General features: G+C 58.6%; 14 protein-coding genes. 11 read left to right on the plus strand and 3 right to left on the minus strand.

What is annotated here, in order from left to right; translation table 11 throughout:
• Positions 1–31 precede the first annotated feature (31 nt).
• A complete protein-coding gene (locus D0851_RS17820) occupies positions 32–697 on the plus strand; it encodes a response regulator transcription factor (RefSeq protein WP_117619829.1) in 666 nt (221 codons plus the stop codon).
• Positions 698–756: 59 nt separating this feature from the next.
• Here the strand turns inward: D0851_RS17820 and D0851_RS17825 are convergent, their stop codons facing one another.
• On the minus strand, positions 757–1740 hold the full coding sequence (locus tag D0851_RS17825) for a D-2-hydroxyacid dehydrogenase (RefSeq protein WP_117619830.1): 984 nt from the start codon (positions 1738–1740) through the stop codon (positions 757–759).
• Between the two features lie 250 nt (positions 1741–1990).
• Here D0851_RS17825 and D0851_RS17830 point away from each other — a divergent pair, with 250 nt between their 5' ends.
• The 3 genes from D0851_RS17830 (at position 1991) to D0851_RS17840 (ending at position 4088) form a co-directional block, all read left to right on the plus strand.
• Complete coding sequence (locus D0851_RS17830; protein WP_117619831.1) at positions 1991–3217, plus strand: pyridoxal phosphate-dependent aminotransferase; 1227 nt, start codon at positions 1991–1993, stop codon at positions 3215–3217.
• A 9-nt stretch (positions 3218–3226) separates the two neighbouring features.
• Positions 3227–3418 (plus strand): CPXCG motif-containing cysteine-rich protein, encoded by a 192-nt coding sequence (locus D0851_RS17835; RefSeq protein ID WP_117619832.1) that lies wholly within the window; start codon positions 3227–3229, stop codon positions 3416–3418.
• Between the two features lie 97 nt (positions 3419–3515).
• A complete protein-coding gene (locus tag D0851_RS17840) occupies positions 3516–4088 on the plus strand; it encodes a DUF1439 domain-containing protein (RefSeq protein WP_117619833.1) in 573 nt (190 codons plus the stop codon).
• A gap of 62 nt (positions 4089–4150) precedes the next feature.
• On the opposite strand, the gene D0851_RS17845 is transcribed toward D0851_RS17840, so the two are convergent.
• Positions 4151–5305 (minus strand): isocitrate/isopropylmalate dehydrogenase family protein, encoded by a 1155-nt coding sequence (locus tag D0851_RS17845; protein ID WP_117619834.1) that lies wholly within the window; start codon positions 5303–5305, stop codon positions 4151–4153.
• A 193-nt stretch (positions 5306–5498) separates the two neighbouring features.
• Here D0851_RS17845 and D0851_RS17850 point away from each other — a divergent pair, with 193 nt between their 5' ends.
• Both D0851_RS17850 and D0851_RS17855 read left to right on the plus strand, forming a co-directional pair.
• On the plus strand, positions 5499–6269 hold the full coding sequence (locus D0851_RS17850; protein WP_205422234.1) for an EAL domain-containing protein: 771 nt from the start codon (positions 5499–5501) through the stop codon (positions 6267–6269).
• 29 nt (positions 6270–6298) lie between these two features.
• Positions 6299–6655: a hypothetical protein gene (locus tag D0851_RS17855; RefSeq protein WP_227539344.1), complete on the plus strand. Its 357-nt coding sequence runs from the start codon at positions 6299–6301 to the stop codon at positions 6653–6655.
• Positions 6656–6658: 3 nt separating this feature from the next.
• Here D0851_RS17855 and D0851_RS17860 read toward each other — a convergent pair whose 3' ends face one another.
• Positions 6659–7552: a LysR family transcriptional regulator gene (locus tag D0851_RS17860; protein WP_117619836.1), complete on the minus strand. Its 894-nt coding sequence runs from the start codon at positions 7550–7552 to the stop codon at positions 6659–6661.
• 154 nt (positions 7553–7706) lie between these two features.
• On the opposite strand from D0851_RS17860, the gene D0851_RS17865 reads away from it, so the two are divergent.
• From D0851_RS17865 to D0851_RS17885, 5 genes are all read left to right on the plus strand, one after another.
• The gene (locus D0851_RS17865; RefSeq protein ID WP_117619837.1) at positions 7707–8918 is read left to right on the plus strand and encodes an acyl-CoA dehydrogenase family protein; all 1212 of its coding nucleotides are present in this window, start codon (positions 7707–7709) and stop codon (positions 8916–8918) included.
• Between the two features lie 349 nt (positions 8919–9267).
• Complete coding sequence (locus tag D0851_RS17870; protein ID WP_117619838.1) at positions 9268–10089, plus strand: SDR family oxidoreductase; 822 nt, start codon at positions 9268–9270, stop codon at positions 10087–10089.
• Positions 10090–10120: 31 nt separating this feature from the next.
• Positions 10121–11185: a phosphotransferase family protein gene (locus tag D0851_RS17875; RefSeq protein ID WP_117619839.1), complete on the plus strand. Its 1065-nt coding sequence runs from the start codon at positions 10121–10123 to the stop codon at positions 11183–11185.
• Positions 11185–11874: a histidine phosphatase family protein gene (locus D0851_RS17880; protein WP_117619840.1), complete on the plus strand. Its 690-nt coding sequence runs from the start codon at positions 11185–11187 to the stop codon at positions 11872–11874. Before D0851_RS17875 ends, D0851_RS17880 begins: the two co-directional genes overlap by 1 nt.
• Before the next feature lie 17 nt (positions 11875–11891).
• The gene (locus D0851_RS17885) at positions 11892–12662 is read left to right on the plus strand and encodes an SDR family oxidoreductase (RefSeq protein WP_117619841.1); all 771 of its coding nucleotides are present in this window, start codon (positions 11892–11894) and stop codon (positions 12660–12662) included.
• Positions 12663–12675: the final 13 nt, after the last annotated feature.

Consider the following 12675-nt stretch of genomic DNA (forward strand, 5'->3'; position numbering starts at 1 on the left):
CAAGGCCATAAATCTGTGAGGAATCTGCTGAATGGCACAAACAATTATCGTCGCTGATGATCACCCACTGTTTCGCGCAGCATTGAAGCAGGCGGTCAGTCAGGCGGTACCGGATGCGGAGACGGTTGAAGTCGACAGCATCAAGGCGCTGCAGGCGGCGGTAGACTCGCACCCGGACGCAGATCTGGTTTTGCTTGATCTCAATATGCCGGGTGCCCACGGCTTCTCGGGGCTCGTGTTCATGCGCGGGCAATACCCGGGGCTGCCGGTAGTGGTAGTGTCAGGTTCCGAGGAATTGCAGGTGATGCGCCGGTCGATTGACTACGGTGCCTCCGGCTTCATTCCGAAGTCGGCGCCGTTGCCCACCATCACTGAGGCCATCCAGGCCGTCCTGGAAGGGGATGTCTGGTTGCCGGCAGGTGTGGCGGACAAGATCGAGCGAATGCATTCCGATGCCACAGACTTTTCGGAAAAACTGGCATCGCTGACGCCTCAGCAGTTCCGGGTGCTGGGTATGCTGGCCGAGGGGCTTCTGAACAAACAGATTGCCTACGATCTGGATGTTTCCGAGGCGACCATCAAGGCGCACATCACGGCGGTATTCCGGAAGCTTGGGGTCCGCAACCGGACCCAGGCGGTGATTGCGATTCAGCAGATGGAGATTGATCCGTCGGATCAGTCGTTGTCTGGTAGCTGAGGCGCGACAGGCCAGACCAAATGTGGGGTCAGAACCGAAGTTCTGACCCCTTTGTCATTCTACTTGCTCCCGGCGTACCCCAATTCCTTGTCGACCAGGTTGAACAGCTCCTCGCCCTTGTGCCAGCGGTCGAAGTTCTCCAGGAACTGATCGGTCAGCGCCCGCTTCCAGCCGATGAAGTCGCCGGCCATATGGGCTGTCATGGTGACGTTTTCCATGTCCCAGAGGGGATGATCTTCCGCCAGTGGCTCCTCCTCGAACACATCCAGCCCCGCTCCGGCGATGTCGCCATTCCTCAGTGCGGCGACCAGATCGTCAGTTTTAACGATCGGACCACGGCCGATGTTGATCAGGCGGGCTGATTTTTTCATCGCCTTGAAGGCTTTTTCGTCGAACAGGCCTTCGGTCTGAGGTGTCAGCGGGGCGGCAATCACCACAAAGTCGGCGTGGCCGAGCTGTTCGAAAAGATCATCGTTGCCGTGCACAGCAACAAAATCCGGGTCGTCATGCCGTGGTTTGCGGGCAATACCGTGGGCCTTCAAACCGGCGGCGCCCACCAGCCGGCCGATCTGGCGGCCGATGGAGCCGGCGCCCACCACCAGAACCTGCCTGCCTTCAGCCCGCTCCGTATCCCGGTGCTGCCATTGGTGTTTCATCTGAAGCCGGATGGAATTCGGAAAATCCTTGGCGAACATCAGGATGGTACAGAGCACGTATTCGGCGATGGTGCGGTCGAAGATGCCGCGGGCATTGGTAACCGTTACCTTCCCCTTGATCAGCTCCGGGAACATCAGGGCATCAACGCCGGCACTGGTGGCATGGATCCATTTCAGCTTGTCGGCTGTGTGCCAGGCGGCGGCCAGGGCTTCGGTCCGGAAGTCCGTCACCATCATGATTTCGGTGCCGGGCAGGGTATCCCGGAGGGTTGGTTCGTCACAGGCAAAACGCACATCCGCGCGGGCCCTGAGTGCCTCCATTCCCGGCGGTTCCTGTTCTCCCGGCGCGGTGAGAACGGTTACAACGGGTTTGCTTTGCTGAGTCATTGAGCCTCCGCCTTTTGTGATGAATGACGATGTCTGACCGGTGATGCCCCAGGGGTTACCTACAGGTTACCTACAGTCTGGTCGGCGGCTTCTGTCGGGTCAACTTGCTGGCCATGTGATTTGGCTGCAATCGCTATGGTGGCCGTACTTTCACGTACCTCATCTTTATGACGTTTTGTCTTGTAGAGCCCCGCCATACTGATTAACCTGCAGGAGTGGATTCCATTTGCCCCGCTTGCAGGAGGTGTGTATGGCAGAAGCCGCCAACCAAGAAACCGGCCAGACCAAACCGCGCAGAGTGAAGTACCGGAAGACCAAGGCCAGTTGGAACCCTGCCATGCAGGCGGTTCCGGTACCGGGCATCCGGCGCATGGTGAACATGGCGGCCACCATGAAAGATGTGATTCATCTTTCCATCGGTCAGCCGGATCTGCCGACACCCAAGCATATTATTGATGCCTACATTGATGCCCTGAACGCAGGTCAGACCGGCTATACCATGGATGCCGGACTACCGGAGTTGCTGGTGGCGCTGCGTGACTACTACGGCAAGCGGTACAACCGGAAGCTGACCCGGGACAATATCCTGATCACCAGTGGCGCCACGGAGGCCATGTACCTGGCCATTTCCGCGACCTCCGCGCCGGGCCGGCAGTTTATCGTAACGGACCCGTCGTTCCTGCTGTACGCTCCTCTGATCCGGATGAACGGCGGCGAGGTGAAGTTTGTGCCAACCCGGGCGGAGAACAATCATCAGTTGGATCCGGACGAAGTCATCCGTGCCATGGGCTCGCGCACTTTCGCTCTCATTCTGAACAACCCCAACAACCCGACCGGGGCCGTTTACCCGCGCAGCACGGTGGAAACCATTCTTGAAGAATGCGCCTATCGGGGCATTCAGGTCTATGCGGATGAGGTCTACGATCATCTCATCTTTGACGACGACGACTTTGCCAGCGTACTCAACTGCTCGATGGACCTGGACAACATCATGTGCATCAGCAGCTTCTCGAAAACCTACAGCATGGCGGGTTTGCGGATCGGCTGGGTGATTTCGAGCCAGGCAGCGATCAAGTCATTGCGGCGGTATCATATGTTCACCACGTCGGTAGCCAATACGCCGTCCCAGTTCGCGGGTGTGGCCGCGCTGACCGGTGACCAGCAGTGTGTGCGGGATATGGTGAATATCTACCGCGAGCGCCGCGACAAGGTGGTTGAGCTGATTGACCAGACTCCCTACATGACCGGGTACAAGCCAGGCGGCGCCTTCTTTGCGTTCCCCGAGCTGCCACCCCATGTGGACGGTTCGGATCTGGCCCTCCGTATGCTCAAGGAAACCGGCGTCTGTCTGGTGCCGGGCGATGCCTTCGGGGAAGGATGTACTAACGCCGTGCGGATCAGTTTCTCCACCACCTGCGAGAAACTCGAGCAGGCGTTTGATCGAATCATTCCCTGGATGGCAAAACAACAGTTCTGAGGTAATGCCATGTCAGCCCTCGACTCAGTGCTCATTCAGTGCCCCTACTGCTGGGAGACGCTGGATATCAGCGTCGACCCGTCGGTGCCTGAACAGGAGTATGTCGAGGACTGCCAGGTCTGCTGCCGGCCGATTCTGTTGCATGTCGCCTTCGATGAAGACCTGACTCCTCACCTAGATGCGCGGGCCGAGAACGAATAACCGGCCCGGGCTGTTTCTGACCAATTATTAACCCGCCGGCCTTGCCCAGGTTCCTCCTGTGCCGCAGGATACAGTCAGATTCCCTGGAGAAACCCTGATGAAGATAACACCCCTGAAAGGTCTTTGGGCCCTTCTGATTCTGGCGCTGGCACTGACAAGCGGCTGCGCCAGCATGTCACCCTACTCCATTTCCGAAGGCGAGCTGGAGAGGCACCTTCAGGACGTGGTGAGTGAGTTTGACCGCCAGCAATTGAGCAGCGGTTCGCCACTGAGCCTGAGCCTGGACGACGCCGACATTACCCTGGGGCCGGATGGCCGGGATGTGGCGGTGATTGACCTGCGGGGCCAGGTGGCCCTGAATGCGCTGATGGCAAAGTTGCCGGTGGATATTGCCCTGAAGGTGGAAGGTGCTCCGGTTTACGACAGTACGGAAAAAGCGATCTTCATCAGGCGGCTGCAGTTGCTGGAAAGCAGCATTGATTCGCCATTTTTCAAAGGTGACCTGAAGCCGGTTACCGACACGGTGATGCGGCTTGTCGCCCAGATGCTGGAGACCATGCCGGTGTATCGTCTTGACGAGGCCAATTTTGCCCAGAGAATGTTCGGTATGATGCCCGTGGATGTGCGGGTGGCGCCGGGCCGGCTTGAGTTTGTTATGGCAGACGAGTAAGTGCGTGGCCAGGTACTCGACCTGGCCACGAAGATGCAGATTTCCTGATCAGGGGGACGGCTTCACCCAGACAGGCGCTTGCAGATCGCCGCCCCTATCTCATGGGTGCCCCGCCGGGTTCCGGCGTTGTCCGCAAGATCTGCTGCAACCGCATCGAACAACTCCTTGCCTGCGGCAGCAATTGCCGGGTCTTTGCGGCCGAGCCACTCAAGCATGCGGGCCGTGGTAAACAGCATGGCGGTCGGGTCTGCCAGGCCCTGGCCGGCAATGTCCGGGGCACTGCCGTGTGTGGGCTCGAACATGGAGGGCATGTCCGGGGCGGTGGGGTTCAGGTTGCACGAGGGCGCCACGCCCATGCCACCTGAAAGCACGGCCGCCAGGTCGGTAAGAATATCGCCCTGCAGGTTGCTGGCAACCACCACATCGAAAGCCCAGGGGCTCTGCACAAACTTCATGCAGGCGGCATCCACCAGCTCATGGTGGGGCGCCACATCCGGGTATTCCCTGCTGATCTCTTCAAAGGCTTCCGTATACATGTCGCCCCAATAGCGCAGGGCATTCCGCTTGGTGACCAGGCATACCTGGCTTTCGCAGGTGCGGCCATCCAGCGTGCGGAAAGTCCGGGTCCGGCCTTCGTTCACCCGGTCTGCGGCCCGGCTGCGGGCCTGTTCAAAGCCATACCGGATGATCCGGTCGGTGGCCTTGCGGGTAAATACCTCCATCTGGGTCGCCACTTCATCGGGAGTGCCCTTGCGCAAGCGGCCACCCTGGCTGACGTATTCCCCTTCGGAGTTTTCCCGGATCACCAGCATGTCGATGTCCCTGGCGCGTTCATCGGCCAGATACTGGCGGGCACCGGGCAGCAGCCTCGCGGGACGCTCGCAGACCCATTGGTCAAAGCCCTTGCGCATATCCAGCAGCGGCGCCAGGGAGATACTGTCGGGCAGCAGGTAGCGGTCCGGATCATCCATCGGGCCCGGGTCGCCCAGGGCACCCAGCAAAATGGCATCGTATTGTTGCAACTGTTCCAGTGCATCCCGCGGCATGGATTCTCCGTGCTCCTCATGCCAGGCATGGGAAGGCCAGGGGAATCGCGTCCACTCAATGGCAAGGCTGTGCCTGGCGCGCAGGGTTTCCAGGCAACGCACAGCCTCGGCCACCACTTCAGGGCCAATGCCATCGCCCGGGGTGACTGCGATTCGGGTAGTTTCGGCCATTCGGGAGACTCCTTTTATAAACAGACTCGTATAAGCAACACACCCCAGTTTAGTCATGTGAACCGGGGATGCCAGCGTTTCACATGCTTTAACCAAAAGTGGTTTTACCAGGCAAGGGATCGAGGCTATAGTGAATTGAAAATACGTCTTATTAACGCAGCGCTATCGCCAGATTTGAAGTTCAGGAGTTGAAGTGGACCAGCCCGCCGTACTGTTTGATGAGTCTCATTGTGAGCAGTGTGCCTGTGGCGCGGGACTGGAGTTTTCCTTTACCTTTGCGTTCCAGCCGATTGTCGATGTGCTGAGCGCGTCTGTTTTTGCCTACGAGGCTCTGGTGCGGGGCCCTGAAGGGCAGGGCGCCATGAGTGTTCTTTCCAGGGTAAACGAACGCAATCGTTACGCGTTTGATCAGGTGTGTCGCGTAAAAGCCGTGAAGCTTGCCGCTAAGCTGAAAATGGAGCCAATGCTCAGTATCAACTTCATGCCTAACGCGGTCTACCGGGCCGAGTACTGTATCCGCACCACGCTGGCGGCGGCAAAAACCTACGATTTCGACACGCGCAAGATCATTTTCGAACTTACCGAAGACGAACAGCTCAACTCAACCTCCGTTGACCACCTGGTTTCGATTATCGAGGCCTACCAGGAGATGGGTTTCAGCACCGCCATTGATGACTTTGGTGCCGGTTTTTCCCGTTACAACATTATGATGGCGAGTCCCCCGGACCTTCTTAAACTGGATATGGCGCTGATACGTAATATTCACCAGGAGCCTAACAAGCAGGCCATTGTGGCAGGCATCATCACCATGATGGGACAGTTGGGCGGCCAGATCATTGCCGAGGGCGTTGAAACCAGGGAAGAGTACTTCTGGTTACGCTCCCGGGGCATCAGCCTGTATCAGGGCTACCTGTTTGCCAAGCCAGGTTTTGAGTGCCTTCCGGAGCCGGAGTTTCCGGTGTGAGTCCTTTGTAAACCGACAGGATCGACCCTTTGCTCTACCGAATGATAACCATTGTTGGCGGACTGGTATTCGTCATCGCCCTGTTCGCCCTGCTCTGGTTTTTCTGCAAGAAATTCCTGGAGCACCATGGCGTGACTGACCAGGTCAAGGATCGCGCCACGGTGCTCGCCACCTGGACCTTTGCCGGCATCAGTGTGGGGCTGGTGTTTGCGGTGGTCGGCGCATTTGTTCTTGGTCCCTGGGCCTTTTACCGAACCCTCCGGGGCCATGGTGTCGGTATTTCAGATGCCGCTGCGATCTGGTGGGGCTTCGGCATCGTTCTGGCGGCCCTTGCCATTACCGGGATCGGCTTTTTCGGGTTTCTGATGGTCGTGGGTGCCTATTAGCCTTCAGTTGATTGCCCTGAGCTGTTCCCGGAACCAGATCAGCGCAGGCTCTCTCTCGTAGGCTTTGTGCCAGTATAGATGCACGTCAATTGATGGCAGATCCGCTGGCGGATTCATAATCCGGATATTTGCCCGCTCGGCGATGATTCGGGCGTAGGCTTCCGGCATGGTCAGCAGCAGGTCGGTATCCTCAACCACCCGGCAAGCCGCGTAGTAATGCTGGCAGCGCAGCCTGATACTGCGCTGCACACCCAGCCTGGACAGCTCAAAGTCCTCGATGCCGGGCCCCTCGGTGCGCGAAGACACCAGAACGTGCTTCGCAGCCAGATAACCCTCCATATCCAGTGTTTTTGTCGTCAGCGGGTGCCCCTCCCGTGCCAGCACTACCAGACGATCCCGTCGCAGTAATTCGTGGGCGGTCTGGTTACTGACCGGCAGCAGCACGTCCACCGAAAAATCCAGTTTGCCGGCGGCCAGCTGGGTCTCCATATCGCGTCGCGCGATCCGCTGACTGACAATCTCCAGCTCCGGATAGGCGTCCAGACGCGTCATAAGCCGGGGCAGAAAGGTGGATTCCAGAATATCCCTCAGCCCCAGCGAATAAGTCTTGCGCTGGGTTACCGGATCAAAGGCATGAAACTGGTTTACCGCGCCCTGAATCTGGGTCAGGCCCGGCCGCATGGATTCCAGGAACCGCCTGGCCAGCGGGGTGGGCACCATCTGATTGCCCTGCCGCGTGAACAGCGGATCATCAAAATGGTCCCGGAGCCGGGACAGGGAATGGCTCACGGCCGGCTGGGTCAGGTGCAGCGCCCGGGCTGCGCGGGTCAGGCTGCCCTCCCGGTAGATGGTGTCGAAAACGTGCAACAGGTTCAGGTCCAGGCGATTCAGGGCCATCAGCAGGGTCCGTTTTTGGGGAATTGGGAATAAGCACGGTTAATAATAAACGATAAGAATAATTCAGTCGCGTAATAGTTAAGTCACCTCTAGACTGGTCTCAACGTGATTATTCCCTGCACGCCACCGTGCAACAGTCAGCGAGGATACGGCGATGGATTTCAGTATTTCCGAGAAGGGCCAGGATTATCTCAACCGCGTGAAACAGTTCATGAAGGATGAGATTTTTCCCGTTGAAGAGCAGTACCACAAGGAGCTTGCCTCCCTGGATAACCGCTGGGTTGTGTTGCCGATCATCCGGGAACTGAAGGAAAAGGCCAAAGCCCAGGGCTTGTGGAACATGTTTTTCCCGGACGAGAAATACGGTTGTGGCCTGCTGAACTCGGATTACGCCCTCATTGCGGAAGAAACCGGGCGTAGTTTCATCGCGCCGGAGATCTTCAACTGCAACGCGCCGGACACCGGCAATATGGAAGTGCTGATCCATTACGGCTCTGAAGAGCAGAAAGCCGAATGGCTGCCGCGATTGCTCAGCGGCGAGATCCGCTCCGCCTTCTGCATGACCGAGCCGGCTGTCGCATCTTCCGATGCCACCAACATGGAAGCAACCGCCGTTGTTGAAGGCGATGAAGTGGTTCTGAACGGCCGCAAATGGTGGAGCACCGGCATCGGCCATCCGGACTGCAAGGTGGCCATTTTCATGGGCCTGACGGATCCGGATGCCCACAAGCACCGCCGTCATTCCATGGTGCTGGTGCCGCTGGACGCCCCGGGGGTAAAAATCGAACGAATGCTGCCGGTGTTCGGTGAGTACGATGAGCCCTACGGCCATGGCGAAGTGCTGTTCGATAACGTTCGCCTGTCCCGGAGCGCATTCATTGCCGGCCCGGGACGTGGGTTTGAAATCGCCCAGGGCCGTTTGGGGCCGGGGCGCGTACACCACTGCATGCGCGCCATCGGTGCGGCAGAGCGCACCCTGGAGCTGTTGATCAGGCGGGCGACCACCCGTGAAGCGTTCGGGCGCCCGATCGCCAAGCTGGGCGGCAACCCGGACATCATAGCTAATGCCCGTATGGCCATCGAGCAGGCCCGCCTTCTGACCCTGAAATGCGCCTGGGCGCTGGATACCAAGGGCATCATGGGGGCGCTGCAGGAGGTCTCGATGATCAAGGCGGTGATTCCGTCCATGTTGCAGACTATTGTTGATCAGGCCATCCAGATTCACGGTGGTGCCGGCGTCAGCGATGACGACTTCCCGCTGACGCAATTGTTCGCCTATGCTCGTGTTTTGCGTTTGGCTGATGGGCCTGATGAGGTGCATCGCGCCATGGTGGCCCGGTTGGAACTCCGGAAGTACAAATCCTGATCAGTATTCGACATTTGGTGCCGGGATCGGGAGGGGACAGGTTTCTGAAACACGCTCCTTGCGGCACATCCCTGTGACGCTTGGGCTCCGCCATCCATGGCTCCGCACAGTTTCAGAAACCTGTCCCCACCCGATCCTGCAAACATTCGGATTGGATTCTGAACAGCTTGCACATAAGTCTGGGAGCTGATGCCGGGTAGAGCTTTCCAAAACCTTGCGGAGCCATGGATGGCGGAGCAGAGCTTACATGGACGTATTCACAGCGTGTTTTGGAAAGCTCTACCCGGTAGCAGCTCTTGCACCGAACGTGACATAAAGCTAGCGCGAACTAAAACGGAGAGAACCACACATGACACAACGAGTATTCATAACCGGCGGAGCCAGCGGTCTCGGTCGGGCGATTGCATTGCGGTACGCCAAAGAAGGCGCCAGAGTCTGCATCGGCGACATTAACCCGGAGCAGGGGGTTGGCGTTGAGAAAGAGATTACCGCAGCCGGAGGCGAGGGCTACTACGTCGAGTGCGATGTTCGACGCCTGACCGACTTCGAAAAGGTCCGCGATGATCTCGTGAAGAAATGGGGTGGCGTTGATGTGGTGGTGAACAACGCCGGTGTGGCGTCTGCCGGTTCCATCGAAGATACCGCCATGGCGGACTGGGAGTGGATTCTCAATATTAACGTGCTGGGTGTCGTTCGTGGCTGCAAGGCGTTCACGCCCCAGTTCAAGAAGCAGGGTTCCGGCACATTTGTGAACATCGCCTCCATGGCGGGCCTGATGCTGGCACCGCTGATGGATAGCTACAACGTTTCCAAGGCCGGGGTTATTGCGCTGTCTGAGACCCTGAGTCAGGAGCTGCGGGACGACGGCATCCATGTAAGCTGTGTCTGCCCGGCGTTTTTCCAGACCAATCTGGCCAGCAGCATGCGCTCGGACCTTCCCGGAATTCAGCAAAATGTGAACAAACTGATGAAGCGTTCCAGTATTACCGCTGGGGATGTGGCTGAGGACGTTGTAAGGTCAGTGCAAGACAAGAGTTTCTGGGTGCTGCCCCACGCCAAAGAGCGCCGCATGTGGATGCTCAAGCGGCACGCGCCCAAGGCCTTTGACTGGCTGATGCATCAGGAAAGCAAGCGCTGGATGAGCAAGATGGGCGGTAAGGCCAAGGCCTGAACCCAACACATGAACAAGAGGAGAGCCCTGAATGACCCAGATTGATGAGGCGATGGATATCCGTGAAGGCGAAGAGCTGGATATAGCCGCTGTAGACCGGTTCATGAAACAGGCCATTCCTGACCTCGCAGGCGAGCCGGACATTCGCCAGTACCCAGGCGGTGCCTCTAACCTGACCTACCAGGTGGATTACGGCGACCATTCCTACGTTCTCCGTCGGCCCCCGTTCGGCAAGATCGCCAAATCGGCCCACGATATGCTGCGTGAGGCAAGGGTGATGCAGGCTCTGAAGCCGGTCTATCCTTACGTGCCCAACATCATTGCCATTTGCGATGATCACGACGTGCTGGGCTGCGATTTCTACGTGATGGAGCGCCTGAAAGGCATCATTCTGCGCCAGGATTTCCCGAAGGACTTTGAGCTCAGTGAGGCGGACACCCGCAAGCTCTGCCTGAACGTGATTGGCAAGCTGGTGGATCTGCACTGTGTGGACACCAGGGCGGCGGGCCTGGATAAGCTGGGTAAGGGCGAGGGCTATGTGCAGCGCCAGATTGGCGGCTGGAGTGATCGCTTCCGCAAGGCCCGCACGGAGGATGTCGGTGACTTTGAGGCGGTGATGGGCTGGCTTGACGACAAGATGCCGGCGGACACTGCCCAGGTGGTGATCCACAACGATTTTCGCTTTGACAACGTGGTGCTGAACCCGGACAACCCGTTTGAAGTGATTGGCGTTCTGGACTGGGAAATGGCCACCATCGGCGACCCGTTGATGGACCTGGGTAACAGCCTGGCCTACTGGATCGAGGCGGATGACGAGGGGCCGTTCCAGATGCTGCGCCGGCAGCCCACCCATCGCCCGGGTATGCTGACCCGCAAGGAAGTGGTGGATTACTACATGGAGCAGTCCGGTTTCAAAGCCGACAACTTCGACTTCTATGAGATCTACGGTCTGTTCCGCCTGGCGGTGATCATCCAGCAGATTTACTACCGTTTCTATCATGGCCAGACCAGAGACAAGCGCTTTGCGGCCTTTGGTCATGCCGCCAATTATCTGGAGAAACGCTGCCAGCGACTGATTTCGGAGAGCGCCCTGTAATGGCAACCATCTATCTGGTGCGCCATGGCCAGGCCAGTTTCGGGAAAGAGAACTACGACCAGCTCTCGCCCTGCGGGTGGGAGCAGGGCCGGGTTCTTGGTCGCTGGTTTGCCGGAAAGGTTGAGCCTGCGGCGGTTTTTGGTGGCGATCTGGAACGACATCGTGAAACGGTCGAGGCCATCACCACCGGATACGGGACCGAGTTGCCGGATATGCAGGTGGTACCGGGTTTCAACGAATTCGACCACATCACGGTAGTGGCCCGTTATCGCCCGGAGTGGAATGACCGTGCGGTGATGGCCAGAGACCTCAAGGCCTTCCCGAAGCCGGCCAGAGCCTTCCAGGAGGCCTTCGTGCAGGCAGTGCGCCGCTGGGTATCCGGCGAATTCGACCATGAGTATGACGAGAGCTGGCCTGAGTTCAAGGCACGGGTACTGATCGCATTCGAGGAGATGATTGAGTACGCCGATGGTGGCGATGTGCTGGTGGCAACCTCTGCTGGTCCGGTTTCGGTGATTGCCCAGCACCTGCTCGGGCTGGACGATGCCAAAGCGCTGGGGCTGAACGAGGTGATCGCCAACACCAGCGTCACGCGGGTCCTGTATTCAGGCCCCCGGCGCAGCCTGGCCGTGTTTAACAACTACAGCCACCTGGAAGCGGACGACCCCGCCCTGGTGACATTCCGATAATGCATTGAGGTGAACGAATGAGCAGCAAGAACCTGTTTGATCTGACGGGCAAGGTTGCCCTGATTACCGGCGCCAGTCGTGGCATCGGCGAGAATATCGCCCGCACTCTGGCTGATTACGGTGCCCACGTGATCGTCAGCAGCCGCAAGATTGACGGCTGCGAAGCGGTCGCCAGCAGCATCCGTGAAGCCGGCGGCAGCGCCGAAGCCCACGCCTGCCATATCGGGGAAATGGATCAGATCGAAAGCATCTGGGCGCACATCGAGCAAACCCACGGCAAGCTGGACATTCTGGTTAACAACGCGGCGGCGAATCCCTATTTCGGGCCGGTGGAGGACACCGACCTGGGCGCGTTCAACAAGACCGTGGATGTGAATATCCGGGGCTACTTTTTCATGTGTGCCCGCGGTGCCCGGATGATGAAAAAAGCCGGTGGCGGCTCCATCGTGAACGTGGCCTCGGTGAACGGTGTGAACCCGGGGCACTTCCAGGGCATTTACTCGGTGACCAAGGCTGCGGTCATTTCCATGACCAAGTCCTTCGCGATGGAGCTTGGCCAGCAGAAGATCCGGGTGAACGCTCTGCTCCCCGGCCTGACAGACACAAAGTTTGCCAGTGCCCTGACAACGAACGACGCAATCAAGAAACAGGCCATGGCCCACATCCCCATGAAGCGGGTAGCCGACCCGAGTGAAATGGCGGGTACGGTACTGTATCTGGTATCTGAGGCGTCCAGCTACACCACCGGTGCCTGCATCAACGCAGACGGCGGTTATCTCACTATCTGAATGGCCCGGGGTC

The sequence above is a fragment of the Marinobacter sp. Arc7-DN-1 genome, assembly GCF_003441595.1.
Taxonomy (GTDB): domain Bacteria; phylum Pseudomonadota; class Gammaproteobacteria; order Pseudomonadales; family Oleiphilaceae; genus Marinobacter; species Marinobacter metalliresistant.